The following is a 21,562-nucleotide window of genomic DNA, read 5'->3' on the forward strand; positions in this document are numbered from 1 at the left end:
CCCAAGCTAGTCATCCACTCAGATCAAGGGTGGCATTATCAGCAGGCTCAATACCGTCACAAACTTGCCGCACGAGGTGTGAAGCAGAGCATGTCCCGCAAAGGCAATTGCCTGGATAATGCGGCGATGGAAAGCTTCTTCGGCACGCTCAAGTCGGAGTTTTTCTACCTGAATCGCTTTGAGAGTGTCGAGGAACTAAAAGCGGGACTGGATGAGTACATTCACTACTACAACCATGACCGCATCAGGCTGAAACTCAATGGCCTGAGCCCTGTGAGCTACAGGACTCAGACCACTGGCTAAAACTGTCCAACTTTTGGGGGGCAGTCCACATTGTGGGAGCGGCCTTGCGTCGCGAAAGGGCTGCGCAGCAGCCCCGGCGATCTTGCAGGATGGCTGAAATTCTGGGGCCGCTGCGCGCCCCTTTCGCGACGCAAGGCCGCTCCCACAACGATCGCATCAGGTCTGAGAACATTGCGCTGTTTGTCAGTCCGGCAGCAACCGGTCACGGCTGTTGGACAGGTGCAGGCAGATCGCCGCCCGCGCTGCATCCGGGTCTTGCCGGCGGATGGCATTGAGCACGGCTTCATGCTCCAGGTTCGCCAGGTAAGCCTGCCGCGCCAGCTTCGCCCCGCCGCGTTCGGCCAGCGCCATGCGGTTGCGCGGGATCAGGCTGTTGCCCAGTTGCAGCAGCATCTCGGTGAAGTACAGGTTACCGGTGGCCTCGGCAATCAGCAGGTGGAAGCGCCGGTCCGCCTCGATGCAGCTGTCGCCGGCCGCCGCCAGGTCCTGGTAGTCATCCAGTGCCTGGCGCATGCGAGCCAGGTGCCCCTCGTCACGACGCAGTGCGGCCAGAGCAGCGGCCTGGCCTTCCAGGCCAATGCGCAGTTCCAGCAGGTCGCGCACATTGGCTGCGCTCTCCGCGCCGATGCGCAGCCCCGCTTGTGGCTGGCGCTCCATCACGAAGGTACCGATACCGTGGCGCGGCTCCACCAGCCCCGAGGCCTGCAATTTCGACAAGGCTTCACGCACCACCGTTCGGCTGACGCCATGCTCGCGCACCAGGGTGTTCTCCGAGGGCAATTTGTCCCCAGGCCTGAAGGTGCCCAACAAAATCTGTTGGGTCAGGCTGGAGACCAGGTCATGGGCGCGGCTATGGCCGCGTTTGTGCGAGTGTTCGGGTTCCATGGTGTGAGCCACTTCTTGTTGTGCTTGTACGACAAGTTAAACCATAAAAATATTTTTTGCCGTTTTTTCCTGTTGCCAATCCCACGCGTAGCCAATCAGTTTTTGCAAGATCGCAGCAAATTGGCATTGTGACAGCTTGTATTTTGCGTATTTGTCGATTTTGTTGATCTTGTCGTACAACTTCGCTGGGCATATGCTCATCCCCACTGCCATGTCAGACAACCCCGACCCGCACAAAAACAATTAGTGGGAGATTCACAAGTGAACGACACCCTCGCTCCGTCTGCCCGGACTGAAGGCGACGCGTTGGCCAGTGCCGTGGCCAAGGTCAAGCGCCACGTCCTGCCGCTGTTCGTCATCATGTTCATCGTCAACTACCTCGACCGCGTCAATATCGGTTTCATCCGCCCGCACCTGGAAAGCGACCTCGGCATCAGTGCCGCAGCTTATGGTTTTGGTGCCGGCCTGTTCTTCATTGGCTACGCCTTGTTCGAAGTGCCTTCGAACATGTTGCTGCAGAAGGTGGGGGCGCGGCTCTGGCTGACCCGCATCATGTTCACCTGGGGGCTGGTGGCCACGGCCATGGCCTTTGTGCAGAACGAAACCCAGTTCTACGTGCTGCGCTTTTTGCTGGGTGTTGCCGAAGCGGGCTTCTTCCCCGGTGTGATCTACTACTTCACCCGCTGGCTGCCAGGTGCAGAGCGCGGCAAGGCGATTGCCATCTTCCTCAGCGGCTCTGCGCTGGCCTCGCTGATTTCCGGGCCGCTGGCCGGTGCGCTGATGCAGATTCAGGGCCTGGGCATGCACGGTTGGCAGTGGATGCTGTTCATCGAAGGCATGGCCTCGGTGGTGCTGTGCTTCTTCGTGTTCTTCTGGCTGGATTCCAAACCACAGGATGCCAAGTGGTTGAGCCCGGCCGAGCAAGACGCGCTCGTAGCTACCATCGACCGCGAGCAGCAAGAGCGCGAAGCGGTGGGGGCGGTCAAACCCTCGGCCTGGAGCCTGCTGAAGGACCGCCAGATTGTCCTGTTCTGCCTCATCTACTTCTGCATCCAGCTGACCATCTACGCTGCCACCTTCTGGTTGCCGAGCATCATCAAGCGCATGGGTGACCTCAGCGACTTGCAGGTCGGCTTCTTCAACTCGATCCCGTGGCTGATCTCGATCTTGGCCATGTATGCCTTCGCGGCCGGCTCTGCGCGTTGGAAGTTCCAGCAGGCGTGGGTGGCCGGGGCGCTGGTGGTCGCTGCCATTGGCATGTTCATGTCCACCACCGGCGGGCCGGTGTTTGCCTTCGTGGCCGTGTGCTTCGCCGCCATCGGTTTCAAGTCGGCGTCGTCACTGTTCTGGCCGATTCCACAGGGTTACCTGGACGCCCGCATCGCGGCGGCCGTGATCGCCCTGATCAACTCGGTCGGCAACCTTGGTGGCTTCGTCGCCCCTACCACCTTCGGTTTTCTGGAGCAGCAGACCGGCTCGATCCAGGGCGGCCTGTATGGCCTGGCGGTGACCTCGGTGCTGGCGGCCATAGCCATCTTCTTTGTACGCACTCGCCCGAAGGGCGCCCCTTCCGATGACCTCAAGGCCCGTTCGGCCCTGGGCCAGACCCACTGATGACTGCGAGACAACAACCATGAATATGCAGACCAATCCCGCCGTTCACTCCAGCACCCCGGTGGTCACCGACCTGCGCGTGATCCCCGTGGCTGGCCACGACAGCATGCTGCTCAACCTCAGTGGCGCCCATGGCCCGTTCTTTACCCGCAACGTAGTGGTGCTGCGCGACAGCGCTGGCAACACCGGGCTGGGTGAAGTGCCGGGTGGGGAAAAAATTCGGCAAACCCTGGAAGACGCCCGCACCCTGGTGGTCGGCCAGCCGATCGGCCATTTCCAGCGCGTGCTCAATGCCATGCGCCAGACCTTCGCCAACCGCGACTCGGCGGGGCGCGGCCTGCAAACCTTCGACCTGCGCATTACCGTGCATGCGGTAACGGCCATCGAATCGGCGCTGCTCGACCTGCTCGGTCAGCACCTCAACGTGCCGATGGCGGCATTGCTGGGTGAAGGGCAGCAACGCGATGCCGTGAAGATGCTGGGTTACCTGTTCTACATCGGCGACCGCCAGCAGACCGACTTGGCCTACCGCAACGAGGCCGATGCCGAGGATGACTGGTTCCGCGTGCGCCACGAAAAGGCCCTGACCCCGGAAGCAGTGGTGCGCCTGGCCGAGGCCGCCAAGGCGCGTTATGGCTTCAGTGACTTCAAGCTCAAGGGCGGTGTACTGCGGGGAGAGGAAGAGATGGAGGCGGTAACGGCCCTGGCCGAGCGCTTCCCCGAAGCCCGTATCACCCTTGACCCGAACGGTGCCTGGTCGTTGAAGGAAGCCATTGCCCTGTGCCGCGACAAGCACGATGTGCTGGCCTACGCCGAAGACCCGTGCGGTGCCGAGAACGGTTACTCGGGCCGCGAGGTGATGGCCGAGTTCCGCCGCGCCACCGGCTTGCCGACCGCCACCAACATGATCGCCACCGACTGGCGGCAGATGGGCCATGCAATCCAGTTGCAGTCGGTGGACATCCCGCTGGCCGACCCGCACTTCTGGACCTTGCAGGGTTCGGTACGGGTGGCGCAGATGTGCAATGACTGGGGGCTGACCTGGGGTTCGCATTCGAACAACCACTTCGACATTTCGCTGGCGATGTTCACTCAGGTGGCGGCTGCGGCGCCGGGTGAGATCACCGCGATCGACACCCACTGGATCTGGCAGGATGGCCAACGCCTGACCCGTGAGCCGCTGCGCATTGTTGACGGGCATGTGCGGGTACCGGCACGGCCGGGGCTGGGGGTGGAGCTGGATGAGGATCAGCTGGCCAAGGCGCATGAGTGCTACCGCAACATGGGCCTGGGCGCGCGGGATGACAGCGTGGCGATGCAGTTCCTGATTCCGGGGTGGAGCTTCGATAACAAGCGGCCTTGCCTGGTGCGTTAAAGCTGCCGGCCTCTTCGCGGGCTTGCCCGCGAAGAGGCCATCACCTTTTATCCTGCTTCAAAGAAAGCCCGTGCCATCTCTACAAATGCCCCTAGCACCGGGTTGGGGTTATCCCGGCAGTACGCCAAAAAAATCTCCGCCTGCTGCTCCATCCCCACCAGCGGCCTGAACACCACCTGTTCCAGGCGCAGCGCCTGCGCCGAGGCCGGTACCACCGCACACCCCAACCCCACATTGACCAGGCCCAGAATCGAATGCGTCTGCCCCAGCTGGTGCAGGTACTTCGGCTGCACTTCATGCCGGGCAAACAGGTTGGCGATGCGGTCATGGAAGTAGCGCCCTTCGTTGGCGCTGTACATCACGAAAGGCTGCTCATCGAAATCGCTTGGCCTGATCCGCTCGCGCGGTGCCAGCGCATGCCCGGCGGGCAGGGCGGCGACGAAGGGTTCGCGGTGAATCGGCAGGTACTCCACGCGCGCACTGGGCAGCACCTGGCGCACCAGGCCGACATCGATCAGGCCGGCTTCCAGGTCGTGCACCTGGGTACTGGAAACCCGTTCGCTGAGCACCAGTTCGATATCCGGCAACGTCTGCCCGGCATGCACCAGCAAGCGCGGGATCATGCTGTAGGCCCCCACCGCCGTGAAGCCCAGGGTCAGCCGGCCTGCCTCGCCATGGGCGATGCGCCGTGCCGAGTGGCTGGCCGAGTCGGCGATTTGCAGGATGCGCCGGGCGTCTTCAAGAAAGCTCTGGCCCGCCAGGGTCAGCCGCGCCTGGCGGTTGTTACGCTCAAGCAGCAGTACACCCAGGGAATGTTCCAGCAGTTGTATCTGCCGGCTCAAGGGTGGCTGGGTCATGTGCAGGCGGGTGGCGGCACGGCCGAAATGCAGCTCTTCGGCAACGGCCACGAAGCAGCGCAACTGGTGCAGCTCCATGATTCAATTCCTGAATTATTCGATCCAGTATCTATATTAGACCTGTATCAATTGCAGGCCTAGCATCGAGTCATGTCTTCGAACTGCCGGATGCTCAACATGAACGAAAACGCCATCGAAGTGCTGCTGACCCAGCCAGTCCCCGAGGCCATCGATGCCCAACTGGTCAGCGCTTATCAGGTGCATCGCCTGTATCAACACCGTGACCCGCAACAGCTGATCAACGACGTTGGCCCACGCATTCGAGGTGTGGTCACTGGCGGTGCCAAAGGGCTGTCCAATGCGCTGATGGATCAGCTGCCCGCGCTGGAGATCATCGCCATCAGCGGCATCGGTACCGACGCTGTGGACCTTCGCCATGCTGCCAGCCGCGGCATCCATGTCACCACAACACCGGGTGTACTCACCGCCGACGTGGCTGACCTGGCGATGGGCCTGATCATCAACACCTTGCGCCGTATGGGCGAGGGCGAACGGCTGGTGCGCGATGGCTTGTGGGGCACGGTCGAGCTGCCGCTGGCGCGGCGGGCCAGTGGTATCGACCTGGGCATTGTCGGGCTTGGCCAGGTGGGCAAGGCGATTGCCCGGCGTGCGGCGGCATTCGACATGCGCATTGCCTACAACGGGCGGCGTGAACAGCCGGATGCGGGTTACCGCTATGAGGCTGACCTGGTCGAGCTGGCGCGTTCGGTGGACGTGCTGGTGGTCGCCGCTGCTGCCGATGGTGGGCAGGTGTTGGTAACGGCCGAGGTGCTGGAGGCACTGGGGCCGAATGGTTACCTGATCAACGTGGCGCGCGGCAAGTTGGTGGATGAAGACGCGCTGGTCGAGGCATTGCGCGAGCAGCGTATCGCCGGCGCCGGGCTGGACGTGTTCGTCGATGAGCCGCAAGTGCCGCCGGCCTTGCGGGACCTCAACCAGGTCAGCCTTCAGCCGCATCGGGGCAGTGCCACGTTGCAGACCCGGTTGGAGATGGGGGGCATGGTTTTAAGCAATCTGGAGGCCTGCTTCCGGGGTGAGTTACCGCCGAATCGGGTGGTTTAGCTCAAGGGCCTCTTCGCGGGCACGCCCGCTCCCACAGGTACAGCGCATGCCTTGAGACCTGTGAGGTCCCTTGTGGGAGCGGGCATGCCCGCGAAGAGGCCAGTACAAGCAACAAAAGGCCCAAGGGCCACACCTTCTCTTCACAAGAACAATCGCTTCCATCGAGAAGCAAGAGGGTCCACATGAACAGCAAATCCGCCGTCGCCGCACCGCAGGCCGTGGCCGGGGTCGGTCGCCATCGCTTCCTGGTCCTGGCGCTGATCTTCGTCATCACCGTCATCAACTACGCCGACCGCGCCACCTTGTCGATCACCGGCACCGAGGTGCTCAAGGACCTCGGCCTGGACCCGGTCATGCTAGGCATGATCTTTTCCGCGTTCGCCTGGGCCTACGCCCTGGGCCAGGTGCCCGGGGGCTGGTTGCTCGACCGCTTCGGTGCCCGCCGCGTGTATGGCATCAGCCTGATCCTCTGGTCGCTGTTCACGCTGCTGCAAGGGACTGTCGGCTGGATGGGGTTGGCCGGTGTGTCCGCTGCGGTCGCGCTGTTTTCCATGCGCTTCATGCTGGGCCTGGTGGAGTCGCCGGCGTTCCCGGCCAACTCGCGCATCGTCAGTTGCTGGTTTCCCACCCGTGAGCGTGGAACCGCCTCGGCGCTGTTCAACTCGGCGCAGTACATGGCTGTGGTGGTGTTTGCCCCGCTGATGGCGTGGATGACCCATACGCTGAGTTGGGAGCAGGTGTTCATCTGGATGGGGGTGTTGGGGCTGGTACTGAGCGTGGTGTGGTTCCGCCTGTACCACGAACCGCACAGCGCGCCAGGTTTGAGCCGCGAAGAGCTGGATTACATGCGTGAAGGCGGCGCCCTGGTCGACCTGGAAAAGGAACGCAAGGCGACCCAAAGCAAACCGACCCGTTCCGAAGTGATGCAACTGTTCACCAGCCGCAACCTGTGGGCGGTGTACCTGGGCCAGTACTGCATCACGGCGCTGACCTACTTCTTCATCACCTGGTTCCCGATCTACCTGATCAAGGGCCGTGGCATGACCATCATGGAGGCAGGCTGGGTGGCTGCGTTGCCGGCCATCTGTGGCTTCACGGGTGGCATCCTTGGCGGGTTCGTTTCCGATTGGCTGATCCGCCGTGGCGTGCATCCCTCCAGGGCGCGCAAGACCCCGTTCATCATCGGCATGGCACTGTCCACCAGCCTGGTGCTGGCCAACTACATGGATAGCAACGCGGCGGTGATTGCCATGATGACCTTGGCCTTCTTCGGCAAGGGCCTGGCAGCGGTAGGTTGGGCGGTGCTGTCGGATGTGGCGCCGAAGAAGATGGTTGGCCTGTGCGGCGGTGTGTTCAATGGCATCGGCAACGTTGCCGGTATCGTCACCCCGCTGGTGATCGGTTATGTGGTGGCCAGCACCGGCTCGTTCCATAACGCACTCTGGTTCGTGGCCGCCCATGGCGTGCTGGGGATCCTCGCTTACCTGTTGCTGGCCCGACGCTTCGAGCGCACCGGGCAGGCGTAGGCAGACGCCTTGGCAACAGAGGCCCCGGGAGACCGGGGCTTTTTTGTGGGTGCTCAAGCGTGGCCAGACCAAGTGGCACATTCAAATGAAAAACAAAAGCTTCAGACTGCCCGATGGCGCGATCGGGCATGCCATTCGCGACATCTGGCGTGAATGGAATTGCCCTGTCGTGATCGAACAGTTCCGGGGCGTTCTCGTGTAATTTCCCACAGCCTTACGGGGCTTAAATGAAGCCCGAACCGCAATGACACCTTGCTCTGTGATGCGTGCCAAAGATCAACAACAGCGCGCGAGCAACCTGTCGACTTATTGATTTGAAAGGAGATATTTTCGCCTACGCCTGCCCGTCCATCCTTGTGTCAGCAAAAAGAGAACAACATCAATGAACACCGTGGGATCTGATGGCAACCTTGCACAAGGTTTCAAGCCACGTCATGTAACGATGCTGTCCATCGCCGGCATCATCGGCGCCGGACTTTTCGTAGGCTCTGGCCATGCCATCGCGGCGGCCGGGCCAGCTACCATAATTTCCTATTTCGTGGCCGGGACCCTGGTGGTTCTGGTTATGCGCATGCTCGGCGAAATGGCCGTGGCACACCCTGACACCGGGTCGTTTTCCACCTATGCCGACCAGGCCATCGGCCGTTGGGCCGGCTACACCATCGGCTGGTTGTACTGGTGGTTCTGGGTGTTGGTGATCCCTATCGAAGCGCTGGCCGCCGGGCATGTGTTGAACGCCTGGTTCCCCCAGGTGGACAGCTGGATCTTCGCCCTGGCCTCGGTACTGCTGCTGGCCGGCACCAACCTGTTCAGCGTGGCCAAGTACGGTGAGTTCGAGTTCTGGTTCGCCATTCTCAAGGTAACGGCGATTCTGGGTTTCATCGGCCTGGGCTTTGCCGCGCTGATGGGCTGGCTGCCTAACCGCGAGGTCAGCGGCCTGAGCAGCCTGATGGCCGAGCACGGCGGCTTTACGCCGAAGGGCTGGTCGGCCGTGGTGGGCGCGTTCATTACCGTGATGTTCAGCTTCATCGGCACCGAGGCGGTGACCATCGCCGCGTCCGAGTCCAGCGACCCGTCGCGCAACATCGCCAAGGCCACCCGCTCGGTGATCTGGCGTATCAGCACGTTCTACATCCTGTCGATCTTCGTGATCATCTCGGTGGTGCCATGGAACGACCCGCAACTGGCCGTGGTGGGCTCGTACCAGCGTGCGCTGGAAATCATGAACATCCCCAATGCGGCGTTCATGGTCGACCTGGTGGTGCTGGTGGCCGTGACCAGCTGCATGAACTCGTCAATCTACATTGCTTCGCGGATGATGTACTCGCTGGCCAAGCGCGGTGATGCCCCGGCCTTCCTCAACAAGACCTCCAGGGTTGGCGTGCCGCGTGCTGCAGTGTTTGGCAGTACCCTGATCGGCGCGGCCATCGCCATCCTCAACTACTTCGCGCCGAAGGGCGTGTTCGAGTTCCTGCTGGCCAGCTCTGGCGCCATCGCCCTGCTGGTGTACATGGTCATCGCCATCTCGCAGCTGCGCATGCGCCGCCGCCTGGAGCGGGAGAACACCGAGCTGAAGTTCCGTATGTGGCTGTTCCCGTACCTGACCTGGGCGGTGATCATCTTCATCGCCGGGGCGCTGGCGGTGATGATGTACACGCCCGAGCACCGGGCGGAAGTGAGTTCCACATTGGGCCTGGCGATCGTGATTTCCTTCCTGGGGATCGTGACTTCGCGCGGCCATGCGCAACCGGTGGGGGCGCGTTCGATGGGGTGATTGAGTTCACCTGGCGGTAGGGCAAAGGGCACCTGTGGATGGGTGCCCTTTGTTTTTTTGAAACACTTGTTTGGTGCCGCCAGCGGTTGGGAGGCGGCTTACCAGGCGTAGACTTCCTGTCGAATTCATAAAGGGAGTCGAGGCATGAGCGCAGAACAACAATCCCAAGCGTCGACGGCCCTTCCTTCGGTCAAGGATGACCGGTTCGAGGAAGTGCTCGGGTTAATCAGGGACGCGAGGCAACGTGCGGTGCAGGCGGTCAACACGCAGTTGATCGAATTGTACTGGCAGGTAGGGGCTCACATCAGTCGCAAGCTGGAGCGCGCCGAGTGGGGGGATTCGGTGGTCAACCAGCTGGCGGCATATCTGGCGCTGACTCAGCCGGGACTGCGAGGGTTTACCCGTCCCAATCTGTTCAGGATGCGTCGATTTTATGAGGTTTACCGCGACGATCAAAAAGTCTCACCACTGGTGAGACAATTGCCCTGGACGCTCAATCACATCATTCTCAGCCAATGCAAACGCGCAGATGAGCGTGATTTCTATGTGCGGATGGCGATTCAGGAGAGGTGGTCAAAGCGCGAACTGGAGCGTCAGCTGAAAACGTCCTTGTTTGAGCGTAGCGTTACGCAGCCGGCCAAAGTCTCCACTCAGCTGAAGCAGAACTACCCGGCGGCCATGGACGTTTTTCGTGATGCTTACGTTGTGGAGTTCCTTGCACTTCCAGCAACGCATGCCGAGTCAGATCTGCATTGCGCATTGATGGACCGACTGAAACAGTTCCTGATCGAGCTGGGCCGGGATTTCTGCTTCGTTGGGTCTCAATACCCGCTTCAGGTCGGCGGCCGGGACTTCGCGCTGGATTTGCTGTTCTTCCATCGCGGCCTCAACTGCCTGGTAGCGATCGAGCTGAAAGTTGGCCGCTTCGAACCTGAGTACCTTGGCAAGCTCGATTTCTATCTGGAGGCACTGGATCGCAACGAGCGCAAGCCTCATGAAAACCCCGCCATCGGCGTGTTGCTATGCGCCAGCAGGGACGACGAGGTGGTCGAGTACGCGCTGAATCGCAGTTTGTCTCCTGCATTGATTGCAGAGTATCAAACGCGCCTGCCGGACAAGGCGCTGCTGCAAGCCAAACTGCATGAGTTCTATGCCTTGGGCGCTACCGCGCAAGAGGACGCCTGAGCATCGGTCATGCACCGCATTTCACGCCTTCCACGTAGCGCTTCACCGCCGGTGCTTTTTCGAAACGCCTGTGAAGCAGGCTGAGCCAAGAGCTGGCTTGGCAATCGACGATACGCCGGTAGTTCACCTGTGGCAGGTTGATACGCTGCACCACCGACTCCGGGACCACTGCGATACCTTGCCCGAGCGATACCAGCGTAATCACCGCCACCAGGCTGCCGGGCTGCGGACCAAGCCGGGGAACAAACCCACCCTGTGCCGCCACCTCCAGCGTGCCGGAAATCTGCTCCGGCAAGATGAAGGTTTCATTGGCCAGGCGCGCGGCCGGAACTTGCGGCACTTCGTTGATGCGTGAGCTGGCGGGCAGGGCGAGAACAAAGCCTTCCTGATGCAACGCGATGGCATCAAGCTCTTCCGGCAGCTCCATTGGCGAGCGCACATAGGCCAGGTCGAGCAGGCCATCGCGAACCATGCCGGGCAATTCGGCCATGGGCAGTTCGCGGATGTTCAGGCGCACGCCGGGGCAGGTTTCGCTGTAGCGGGCGACTTGCTGCTGGAGCATGCCAGAGTAGGCGGCTGAAGCCACATAGCCCAGTTCGATGCGCCCGCTTTCACCACGGGCGGCCCGTTGTGCGCCCAGTTGTGCGGCGTCGAACTGGCGCACGGCGTGCTCGGCCTCGATCAACAAGGCCTGGCCGGCAGCGGTCAGGTTGACCTCGCGCTGGTTGCGTTCGAACAGGCGCACGCCCAGCTCGCGCTCCATGTCCTGGATCTGCCGGCTGAGGGTAGGCGGGGCGATGCCCAGTTGCTCGGCGGCCCGGGTGAAATGGCCGTGGCGGGCAACGCAGAGAAAATAGCGGAAATGGCGGATTTCCATGGGTGTTACCTACAGGGTAATGACGCAGGCCGCCTGGGCTAACAAGGCCTGGGGTTGGCGGCGTTATGGTGAGGCCAACACTACAAGGCTGGCGCTGCGGCGACCAGCCCGCATCTGGAGCCTGCCATGCCTGCCCCCTCTGCACGCTTTACCCTGCTCACTGCCTCCCTGGTCTGTGCGTTGATCATCCTCGACACCAACATTGTCGCCGTCAGCCTGCCCAGTATCGCCCGTGACCTGTCCGGCTCGTTCGCCGATATCGAGTGGGTGGTCAGTGCCTATTTGCTGGCCTTCGCCGCCTGCCTGCTGCCCGCCGGCAGCCTGGCCGACCGCTTCGGCCGGCGGCGCATGCTGCTGCTTGGCCTGGCCCTGTTCGGCATCGCTTCGCTGGCCTGCGGTGCGGCGCCCAACCTGCTGTTCCTCGACCTGGCCAGGGCCGCCAAGGGGATTGGTGCCGCGTTGCTGCTTACCTCGGCCCTGGCGGCGATCGGCAACCGCTTTCATGAACCCCAGGAACGCATGCGTGCCTGGGCCTTCTGGGGGGCCTGCATGGGCGCCACCATCACCCTGGCGCCGCTGCTGGGTGGCGTGATTGCCAGCACCTTGGGCTGGCGCTGGATCTTCTACATCAACCTGCCGTTGGTGGCATTGCTGGCGGTGATGGTCTTGCGCAGTGTCGAGGAGTCTCGCGACAGCGCCGCCGCGCGGCTCGACCCTTGGGGCAGCCTGACCTTCGCCGGCAGCCTGGGCTACCTGATCTGGGCGATGATCGATGCCAACCAGGTGGGCTGGAGCAGCGCGCAAACCCTCGGTCGACTGGTGATCAGTGCCTTCCTGTTCGGCCTGTTCATCATGGTGGAGCGCAGCCAGACGCGGCCGATGATCGACCTGCAGCTGATGCGTAGCGGGCGTTTCGTTGGCGCCTTGCTGGGCATGTTCGCCTACGCAGCCTGCGCCCAGGTAATGATGACCCTGCTGCCGCTTTACTTGCAGAGCGGCTTGCAACTGTCACCCTTGGCGGCTGGCGCAGGCATGTTGCCATTCGCCATCGCCATGCTGCTGACGCCGCGCTTGGGTATGCGCCTGGCTGCCCACATGAGCCCGGCGCAAATATTTTCACTGGGCCTGGTGCTGGTGGGCACGGGTAACCTGCTGTGTGCCTGGGCCACGCGCCACGGCGGCTATGGCGCATTCGCCCTGGCCAGCCTGGTGCTGGGCGCGGGTGCCGGCCTGCTGAATGGCGATACACAGAAGAACATCATGGCGTGTGTGCCGCGTGAGCGAACCGGCATGGCCTCGGGGTTGAGTACCACCATTCGGTTTGGCGCGATCGTGCTGGCCATTGGCGTGCTCGGCGGTGTGCTGGCTACGCGCAGCGGGCAGTTGCTGCACGCATCCATGGCTGTTGTAGCGCCCGCGCAATCGGGCCAGGTTGCTGCGATGGCCGCGCGGGTTGCCGCAGGGGACTTGCAGGCGGCGCTGGCGTTGCTCGACCCGGGTTTACGTGACGCAGTAGCTCCCGTTGCGCGGCAGGCCTTCATGGGTGGTTTTCAGGCCGTGTTGCAGGTTGCGGGTGTTGCCGCGCTGTTGTTTGCGGTGTTGGTTGGCGTGCTGCTGAACCGCCCGCTGCCCACCCGGCAGGACGTGCTGATAGCGTCGTAAAATAAATGAGGTGATTTCTCATTCTCGTCCGGCCTGTAGATAAGGCCGGATTACAGGCCGCCCCGCCGACCCCCTACGGAGCGAGAGAATGAGTTCTACCCCGGTTTCACAGCGCCATCCTTTGAGCCGTGCCGTGCACGCTGCTTTCCTGGGCCTGGTTGTCAGCAGCGCTGCGTTGCCTGCGCTTGCGCAAGCTGCAAACGCTGAGCACAACAACCAAGTCCAGCAATGGAACATTCCTGGCGGCCCACTGGCGCCGGCGCTTGACCACTTTGCGCGCCAGGCTGGTATCAGCCTGTCCTACGACGCACAGAGCATCGCCAACCGCAACACGGCGGGCGTTCAGGGGACGCTGGGCACCTCGGCTGCACTCTCGTCGTTGTTGCAGGGGACCGAGCTTCAGGCTGAGCAGCAAGGCCCGGGTGCCTATCTGGTGGTGCCGCAGCCAAAACCTGCCGGCCCGCTGGAGCTGGGTGCGACCGAGGACTACCGCCTGGCGCCCATCATCATCAACTCCAAGGTCAAGGCCAGTGCCGATGACGACATCAACTCGGTGGTTGCCAAGGAGCTTTGGGTAGGTGGCAAGGTAGCGACCAGCATCCTCAACACACCAGCTTCCGTGTCTGTGGTAACCAACAAGGAAATGCAGCAGCGCAGTGTCAGCACCACGGAAGAGGCGCTGCAATACACCCCTGGCGTGGTCAGCGACTTCTACGGCTCGGACGACCGCAACGACTACTTCCAGATCCGCGGCTTTCAGGCCACCACGTACCGTGACGGCCTGACCTTGAGCTCGATGCGGGGTGTGCGCGAAGACCCTTACGCCTACGAGCGCATCGAAATTCTACGAGGCGCCAACTCCACCCTGTTCGGCCCGGCAGACCCGGGTGGCTCGTTGAACTTCGTGACCAAGCAGCCGCGCTTCGAAAAGTTTGGCCAGGGTTACGTGACCTATGGCTCCTATGACCATGCCGAGACCGGTATCGATGTAGGCGATGCGCTGAACGACGAACAAACGCTGGCGGGCCGCTTCACTGCCAAGATGCAGAACAGCGACCGCGAGTACGACCATTCGCAGGACGACAACCGCTTCGTGATGGGTGGCCTGACCTGGGCACCTACCGACTTCACCTCGGCCACGGTGATCCTCGACTACCTGAAGACCAACAGCTCGCCAAACAGCGGTGGCTACCCACTGGACAAGGAATACGACCGCAGCGACTTCTACGGCGAGCCCGGCTACAACTTCCACGATGTCGAGCGCACCAGCCTCAGCGGCAACATCACCCACGACTTCGACAACGGCTTTACGCTGCGCAGTAACCTGCGCTACAGCGAGTTGAGCGATGACTTTGGCTATGTCTACCTGAGCGACAGCGCGTCGCGGGTGGGTACCACCATACCGCGCTATGTATTCGGAACTGACAGCGATGCCGACCAGCTCAACGGCAACCTGATGCTGCAATACGATGCCCAGTTCGAGCACATCGACAGCAGCACCCTGGTGGGTGTGGAATACCTCGACTCGACCACCAAACAGAGCTCTGTCTACAGCCTGGCGCCCTCCATCGATATCGCCAACCCGGTATTCACCGGCGTGCCGGGCGGCGTTACGCCCTATACCCGCAAGAAGAACGACGCCACCACCAAGGCCGTGTTCCTGCAGCAGAACCTGTCCTTCTATGACCGCCTGATCGCAACAGCGGGTGTGCGTAATGACTCCATGGACCTGTCCAGCACCGAGTACGTCGGCGGGGTGAACAAGCAAAGCGACAACTTCTCTGAAACGTCCTACCGTGGCGCGCTGACGTACATCGTCAACGATGAAGTTTCCACTTACGTGAGCATGGTGGAATCGGTTTCGCCTCCGCAGGTTGGCGTAACGCCGCAGACCGGCAGGCAGTACGAAGTGGGTGTGAAGTACTCGCCACTGGGTATGGATGCGTTGTTCTCTGCTGCCGTTTATGACCTGACCCAGGAAAACGTCACCATCGCCGTCGTGCTGCCGAGCGGCATCATCGAGCAGCAGACGGTGGGAGAGTCACGTGCACGTGGCCTGGACCTGGAAGCCAAGGCACAAGTTACGCAAAACCTCAGCCTGATCGGTGCCTATTCCTACATGGAAACGGAGGTGCTGCGCGGTGCGCTGTATGACGGTACTTCGCTCAAGGGCAAGGAATTCACCGTGGCGCCGAAGCATACGGCTTCGCTGTGGAGCTACTACGACATTGCCAACACGGATGTGAGCGTTGGTCTGGGTGCTCGGTACGTAGGTGGCTATTACATGGATGCTGCCAACACCAAGAAAAGCGACGGCACCACGCTGTTTGACGCGGCGCTGAACTACAAGATTGCCAAGGGGACAGACCTTGCGCTGAATGTGAGCAACCTGTTTGACGAGCAGCATGTGGTGGGGTCGGGGACGGCGAACTACTACAACCCGGGGCGGGAGGTTACGGCCAAGGTGAGTTATAGCTGGTAAGGCTGGGCTCTCTGAATCTGGAGGGGGATTTGAGCCTGCCTGGAGGGCGTAGGCGCGGTAGATCCCCCGTCAACCTAAGCCACAACCGGATAGCAAGCATCCCCCCACAAGGTATCTGGGTTATCCAGCATCAGTAGAATAATCACCGGCACTAACTTGCCGAGCAGGTTGGCACAGTCCCGCAGTTGGTCCCGGTTGACGCTACTGTTCCAGGTGGCGCCGCCATGCATGATCTGGTTGCGCAGGGTATAGATTCGATTGAACAGCACGCCCAGCACGCCAGCGGTGTTGCGGTTGGCCAGTGCTTGTTGTGCCGTGCGCTGGCCGCTGGCAAGGCGTTCGGTCCACTGCTGCTCGGTGATCTTGCCGTTCTGGTGGTCCCAGAAACTCTGGAACACGTAGGGGTTGTTCAGCAACACCCGAATACTGCCCGAGAACTCGGACCACACCAGGTTCTCGATCAGGTTCTGTTTGTCCAATGCACAGAGTTTGTCGAGAAAAGCCTTGAATGTGGACTGCTCGGAAAGGCGGAACGCTTCATCGATGTCTGTCGCATAAGCAGAGTTGAATGCAATCCACAGAAACACGAAGCGCCCATCGACATCATCTGCCTGCTCTGCACGGTTCAGCCAACTCAGTGCGCGATGAACGCGCAAGGCGAGGTTGGGGTGATGGCCTTCACGTTCCTGGCGGTGACGGGCCTTGAGTGCTTGATGGTCCATGAAGGGCTGATCCTTGAGGTGGTGAACGATCCGTAAAGTGGTAGCGTGTGTCTGAAAACTTTACAGGTATTGAAGCTGCTGGTAGCCGGTGGGGAAACCTGTCTGATCCGGGCGCTCCAACCTGCTCCAATTGTTTACCTGTATGAACAGCCAACGTGGACGTTGCCGGTCATTTTGCTTAGGGTATGGCCATTCGACATTATCTCGCAAGGCAGCCTGCATGAAGCGTGAAGAGTTCCTGGCACAACCCGAAGTAGAGTCTTTCATTGCGTGGCTCGCAGCCAACTTGCCGGTACTCACGTTCAAGCTGCGCTTCAAGGCCAGCAACTGTGTACCCGGCGGATTGACGGTTGATGTACAGGGAATCGAGCAGGTAATCGGGCACTATCGCTGGAAGGCAAGCTGGTACGACGCCAATCGCAGTGCAGTTGAGTCCATGACCTGGGCCCAGACCCAGCGCTCGCTGGGGCAATTGCGCGAGTGGTTGGCCAGTGCAGTCAATGCAGGTGACGAACAACAAGCGCTGCTGGCGTGCTTGCAGATTCTGCGGTGGGGCGGCGTAGTGGGTGCCATTCCGTTCTTGCATCGGCTGGCGGCTCGGGGTGAGCTGTCGAGTTACCTGCAAAAGATGGCAGGGCTCATGTCGCTCGACGGTGACAATGACCTTGATGAACTCGACGATAGTGTCGCGCGCTTTGACTCGGGCCTGACCAAGATTCACGCCTTGCTCGATGTGACGGGGTCGCCCATCTATGACAGCCGTGTGGGTGCAGCGATTGCCATGTTGTATTCGCTGTTTCGCCAGCAATGGGCAGGGCGTGGCAAACCCCTGCTACGGTTTCCGTCCGGTGGTGCGCGTGGCGATCAGGTCCGCAACCCGGGCGCGTTCCTGAACAGCCTGGCTGCGCCGCAGTTTTCGGCCATCGACTATGCCGAGTGGGCACGTTGGCAGGTAAGGTTGGGCTGGATTATCCGCGCACTGCTCCAGCGCACCAGCTGGTTTTCTGAGCAAGGTGCAATGCCTGCGCGTTGCCATGCATTCGAGGCCAGCCTGTTCATGCTGGGTTACGACCTGCGCTGTTTTGGCCTGACGCTGGCAACTGATCCCAACGCTGCTGCAGAGGAAGGCGGGGGCTCGTCTCGCACGCGTGGCAAGACTGGTTGGGTGCCCACAGGGCATGTGTTTGGCCAAGTGCTCAGAGATTATCTGGCCTTCCGCCGCAGCGGTGCGTCCGACGAAAAAGCAGCCTTCGTCGACTGGCTGGTGGCGAAGCCGCGTGACAAGAAGCCGATTACCCGCAGCACTGCGCTGGACTACTGTTTCCCGTTCTCCATGCAGGAGTTCGATCTGTTCGAGCGCCCACTGGCTGAACTGGAGCGCATCGTCGCCGGTGGCGAGGACGGATTGCGCGCCGCCTTGGCAACCGAAACGCTGGAGCCGTTCGTGCTGGGCGACGAGCGAGTCAGTGTCTGCCTGGTGGATGTATTGATCACGGGTAATGCCTATGCGCACGCAGGGACTGGCAAGGCGCGTGTCGACTACATCATGAGCGCCGGACATGCCGGTACCGAACACGCTGCCAAGACGCTCATGGACGTTGGACGCAAAGTAGGTAAGCACTTCGGTCTGTTGGACGAGAACCATTTGCCGACGGCCCTGTTCAAGCAGTTCTACCAGGATTGCTCGCTCGACACCTGAGCCATGCAAGCAACAGTGAAGTGTCATGTGCCTCCGGGCATACATCAGGTGGGATACAACCATGCAAACTCGAAACGGGATTCAGCTGTATTCCGCCTCGGATATCTGCGGCTTTCTGGAATGTCAGCACCTGACAGCGCTGGAGCTGCAGCACCTTGTCACGCCTATGGAAAAAACGCCTGCAAGTGAACAGAACCGTTTGATTCAGGATAAGGGGCTCGCTCATGAAGCGGCGTTTCTCGAACGCTTGAAAAGCAGTTATGCCGATGTCGTAGACATTGCCGAAGGCAACCCGAGTTTTGCACGGCGGGTGGAGCTGACCATCGAGGCCATGAAGGCTGGCGCCGACATCATCTTTCAGGCCTCGCTTCAGGAAGGTGCCTTTATCGGGCACGCCGACTTCCTGCGTAAAGTGCCGGGTGTATCGGCGCTGGGCAATCACTGCTATGAAGTCATCGATACCAAACTGGCCAAGTCGGCCAAGGCAAAGTTTTTGGTGCAGGTTGCGCTTTACTCGCGAATGCTGGTTGCCATTCAGGGGGTACAGCCGCAGTTCATGTACATCGTGCTGGGTGATGCTGCACGTACCGAACAGGCTTTTCGGGTGGCTGATTACGCCGATTATCTGGAGAACGTACTGCAGCGTTTCAATGCGTTCGTGAACAGTGACGGGCAGCGTGTGACGTACCCTGAGCCCTGTGGACATTGTGGCTTTTGCGGCTGGCGCGAACACTGCAGCGAACAGCGCTTGCAGGATGACCACCTTTCGGCAGTCGCCGGCATCAGCCGCTCGCAAGTCAAGAAACTGCAGGCCGGTGGGGTGAGCACATTGCAGCAGTTGGCGGGTAGTGCCGACGACTTGCGCATCCCCAGGTTGCAAGTGGAGTCACTGAACAAGTTGCGCCATCAGGCACGTTTGCAGTTTCAGGGGCGCTCCAGCGATACCCCGCTGTTCGAGCTGCTGCCGGCCACGGGGCAACGGCGTGGCTTCGGCCGAATGCCCGCTGCGGTCGAGGGCGATCTGTTCTTCGACATGGAGGGCAATCCGCTGGAGGAGGGCGGCTTGGAGTACCTCTTCGGCCTGTATATCGACGAAGGCGGTCAACAATTCTTCAAACCTTTCTGGGCGCACAGCCGGGACGAGGAAAAGCTCGCGTTCGAGCAGTTCATCGATTGGGTCATCGCGCACCTCAAGCGCTACCCCAACGCACATGTTTACCACTATGCCAGCTATGAAGAGACGGCCATCAAGCGCCTGATGAGCCAGCATGGCACGCGCGAGGCGCAAGTGGACTGGCTGCTGCGCAACGGCAAGCTCGTTGACCTTTACAAGGTGGTGCGCGAAGCGATCCGAGTGTCCGAGCCCAGCTACTCGATCAAGAACATCGAGCACTTCTACATGGCCAAGCGCGACGGCGATGTTACCAATGCCGGTGCGAGCATCGTGTTTTATGAACGTTGGAAAGAGACTGGCGAGCAGGCCTTGCTCGAGCAGATCGAGCGCTACAACGAAGACGACGTGCTATCCACCTATCTGCTGCGCAATTGGCTTTTGAGCATCAAGCCGCAGGATGCAGGCACCGCTCTTGTGCCGGAAGCTGAAGGCGAGAAAGCGGTAGCGGAGCTGCAGGAGATCGAGGTTCGACTGGAGGTCTATCGCGATAGATTGCTCGCTGGCTTGTCTGCCGACGACAGCGCCTTGAGCGAAGCAGACCAGGTCAGGTTGCTCACCTTCCAGCTGCTCGACTTCCACCGCAGGGCAGAGAAGCCTGTGTGGTGGCAGCTGTTTAGCCGTCAGGACATGACTACTGAGGAGCTACTGGAAGACATTGAAAGCCTTGCCGGTTTACGGCGCACGAAAACACCGCCTGAGCCGATCAAACAGTCGTTTCTGTTTGAATACAGTTTCGATCCCCAGGAAAGCAAGATGCGCTCGGGCTCTCAAGGCGTCATCACAGAGTCCCTGGCCACTGCGCAACTGGTCAGCCTGGACAACGACGCGTGTCTGGCGGTTTTCAAAGCGACCGTGAGGAATGCGCCGCCGGTTGCCTTCGACATGATTCCCGGAAGGCCAATCCCGTCGACTTTGCTGCGCGAGGCACTGTTTCGCTATGCAGACAGCGTCTTGGCGGCTGAGCCGCGCTTCCAGGCAGTGGCGGACTTCCTCCATCGTCGCGCGCCAAGGGTGAAAGGTATTGAGCCGGGCGCACCGCTGCTAGATCCACGCCTGGCGACGACCGATGCCATCAAGCAAGTGGTACGCAACCTCGAGAACAGTGTGCTGTTCATCCAGGGGCCGCCGGGTGCCGGGAAGACCTATACCGGCTCGCACGTGATTGTCGACTTGCTCAAGGCGGGCAAGCGCATCGGTGTAACCTCCAATTCGCACCATGCCATCAACAACCTGCTGGCTGCTGTCGAGGTGCGTGCACAAGCAGAGGGTGTTGCATTCACGGGGCTGAAAAAATCATCGGAAGGAGAGGGCACGGAATTCGCTGGGCGCTGCATTCGCTCCATCGAGAACAAGAAGGAGTTCCTCGACGCTTGGGGGCCGGGTATCAACCTGACCGCCGGTACGGCTTGGCTGTTTGCCGATGAGGCCTTCACTGAACAGCTGGATTACCTGTTCATTGATGAGGCCGGCCAAGTGAGTGTGGCGAACCTGGTCACCATGGGCATGGCGGCACGCAACATTGTCCTGATGGGTGACCAGATGCAGCTGTCGCAACCTGTGCAAGGCGTGCATCCGGGCCGCTCTGGTGATTCGATCCTTGACTACCTGCTGAACGGTACACCCACCATTGCAGCAGGCCGCGGCGTGTTCCTGGGACAAACCTGGCGGATGCATCCGCAGGTTTGTGCGTTCATTTCCCAGGCGATGTATAACGGTCAACTGTCATCGGCGCCAGGCACCGAGCTGCAGCAGTTGCTGCTTGATGGCGCTCGGCCGGAGGTACCAGCCACCGGGTTGATGTTCTGCGCTGTCGAGCATGACGGCAACGGGCAGAGCTCCGACGAAGAGGCCGCGTACATCAAAGCGCTGTACGCGTATTTCTTATGCCAGCGTTACGTGAACACCACTGGCGAGGAACATACCATTACCCCGGAAAACATCCTGGTCGTGGCGCCCTACAACTTGCAGGTGCAGCTGTTGAAACAGGTTCTGCCTGCTGGCGCGCGCGTCGGTACTGTGGACAAGTTTCAGGGGCAGGAGGCCGAAATTGTCATCGTCTCGATGGCCACGTCGAATGAAGACTACCTGCCCCGGGATATTGGCTTTCTGTACTCGAAAAACCGATTGAATGTGGCGGTCAGTCGGGCCAAGTCGCTGGCTTGCATCGTTGCCAGCCCGGCGCTGACAGCCATTCGTTGCCAGACGCCGCAAGACATGAGCCTGGTCAACGGCTTGTGCATGGCAGCCCGGTACGGACAGCAGCAACGCCTGCCCGCTATGCGTGCATAGCGGCCCTGAGGAGCCG

Annotated in this window: 15 protein-coding genes; 11 read left to right on the plus strand and 4 right to left on the minus strand. The window is 61.0% G+C overall.

Annotated elements, in window-relative coordinates:
- Window positions 1-303: IS3 family transposase (locus N436_RS26560; RefSeq protein WP_146232681.1), on the plus strand; the 303-nt coding region annotated here is incomplete at its 5' end.
- Window positions 304-486: 183 nt separating this feature from the next.
- Here N436_RS26560 and N436_RS26565 read toward each other — a convergent pair.
- On the minus strand, window positions 487-1,188 hold the full coding sequence (locus tag N436_RS26565) for a FadR/GntR family transcriptional regulator (RefSeq protein ID WP_105946207.1): 702 nt from the start codon (window positions 1,186-1,188) through the stop codon (window positions 487-489).
- Between the two features lie 261 nt (window positions 1,189-1,449).
- On the opposite strand from N436_RS26565, the gene N436_RS26575 reads away from it, so the two are divergent.
- Together N436_RS26575 and gudD are read left to right on the plus strand one after the other, a co-directional pair.
- Window positions 1,450-2,802 carry an MFS transporter gene (locus N436_RS26575; protein ID WP_110742371.1) on the plus strand — a complete coding sequence of 451 codons (1,353 nt, stop codon included), beginning with the start codon at window positions 1,450-1,452 and terminating at the stop codon, window positions 2,800-2,802.
- A 19-nt stretch (window positions 2,803-2,821) separates the two neighbouring features.
- Window positions 2,822-4,177 carry a glucarate dehydratase gene (gudD, locus tag N436_RS26580; protein WP_105946204.1) on the plus strand — a complete coding sequence of 452 codons (1,356 nt, stop codon included), beginning with the start codon at window positions 2,822-2,824 and terminating at the stop codon, window positions 4,175-4,177.
- A 47-nt stretch (window positions 4,178-4,224) separates the two neighbouring features.
- Here the strand turns inward: gudD and N436_RS26585 are convergent, their stop codons facing one another.
- Complete coding sequence (locus N436_RS26585; RefSeq protein WP_105946203.1) at window positions 4,225-5,112, minus strand: LysR substrate-binding domain-containing protein; 888 nt, start codon at window positions 5,110-5,112, stop codon at window positions 4,225-4,227.
- Between the two features lie 99 nt (window positions 5,113-5,211).
- Here N436_RS26585 and N436_RS26590 point away from each other — a divergent pair, with 99 nt between their 5' ends.
- The 4 genes from N436_RS26590 (at window position 5,212) to N436_RS26610 (ending at window position 10,641) form a co-directional block, all read left to right on the plus strand.
- Complete coding sequence (locus N436_RS26590) at window positions 5,212-6,156, plus strand: 2-hydroxyacid dehydrogenase (protein ID WP_110742372.1); 945 nt, start codon at window positions 5,212-5,214, stop codon at window positions 6,154-6,156.
- Window positions 6,157-6,338: 182 nt separating this feature from the next.
- Window positions 6,339-7,682, plus strand: a complete 1,344-nt coding sequence (locus tag N436_RS26600; RefSeq protein ID WP_110742373.1) for an MFS transporter — start codon at window positions 6,339-6,341, stop codon at window positions 7,680-7,682.
- 382 nt (window positions 7,683-8,064) lie between these two features.
- On the plus strand, window positions 8,065-9,456 hold the full coding sequence (gabP, locus tag N436_RS26605; RefSeq protein ID WP_105946200.1) for a GABA permease: 1,392 nt from the start codon (window positions 8,065-8,067) through the stop codon (window positions 9,454-9,456).
- Between the two features lie 144 nt (window positions 9,457-9,600).
- A complete protein-coding gene (locus N436_RS26610) occupies window positions 9,601-10,641 on the plus strand; it encodes a YhcG family protein (protein ID WP_110742374.1) in 1,041 nt (346 codons plus the stop codon).
- 7 nt (window positions 10,642-10,648) lie between these two features.
- Here the strand turns inward: N436_RS26610 and N436_RS26615 are convergent, their stop codons facing one another.
- Window positions 10,649-11,518 (minus strand): LysR family transcriptional regulator, encoded by an 870-nt coding sequence (locus N436_RS26615; RefSeq protein WP_105946198.1) that lies wholly within the window; start codon window positions 11,516-11,518, stop codon window positions 10,649-10,651.
- A 126-nt stretch (window positions 11,519-11,644) separates the two neighbouring features.
- Here N436_RS26615 and N436_RS26620 point away from each other — a divergent pair, with 126 nt between their 5' ends.
- Together N436_RS26620 and N436_RS26625 are read left to right on the plus strand one after the other, a co-directional pair.
- Complete coding sequence (locus tag N436_RS26620; protein ID WP_105946197.1) at window positions 11,645-13,180, plus strand: MFS transporter; 1,536 nt, start codon at window positions 11,645-11,647, stop codon at window positions 13,178-13,180.
- Window positions 13,181-13,268: 88 nt separating this feature from the next.
- The gene (locus N436_RS26625; protein WP_110742375.1) at window positions 13,269-15,662 is read left to right on the plus strand and encodes a TonB-dependent siderophore receptor; all 2,394 of its coding nucleotides are present in this window, start codon (window positions 13,269-13,271) and stop codon (window positions 15,660-15,662) included.
- A 74-nt stretch (window positions 15,663-15,736) separates the two neighbouring features.
- Here the strand turns inward: N436_RS26625 and N436_RS26630 are convergent, their stop codons facing one another.
- Window positions 15,737-16,384: a HEPN domain-containing protein gene (locus N436_RS26630; protein WP_105946195.1), complete on the minus strand. Its 648-nt coding sequence runs from the start codon at window positions 16,382-16,384 to the stop codon at window positions 15,737-15,739.
- A 220-nt stretch (window positions 16,385-16,604) separates the two neighbouring features.
- Here N436_RS26630 and N436_RS26635 point away from each other — a divergent pair, with 220 nt between their 5' ends.
- Window positions 16,605-18,083 carry a hypothetical protein gene (locus tag N436_RS26635; RefSeq protein WP_110742376.1) on the plus strand — a complete coding sequence of 493 codons (1,479 nt, stop codon included), beginning with the start codon at window positions 16,605-16,607 and terminating at the stop codon, window positions 18,081-18,083.
- Between the two features lie 61 nt (window positions 18,084-18,144).
- Window positions 18,145-21,546 (plus strand): TM0106 family RecB-like putative nuclease, encoded by a 3,402-nt coding sequence (locus N436_RS26640; protein WP_110742377.1) that lies wholly within the window; start codon window positions 18,145-18,147, stop codon window positions 21,544-21,546.
- The last annotated feature ends 16 nt before the right edge of the window (window positions 21,547-21,562 follow it).

The sequence above is a fragment of the Pseudomonas sp. RV120224-01b genome, assembly GCF_003208145.1.
Lineage (GTDB): Bacteria > Pseudomonadota > Gammaproteobacteria > Pseudomonadales > Pseudomonadaceae > Aquipseudomonas > Aquipseudomonas monteilii.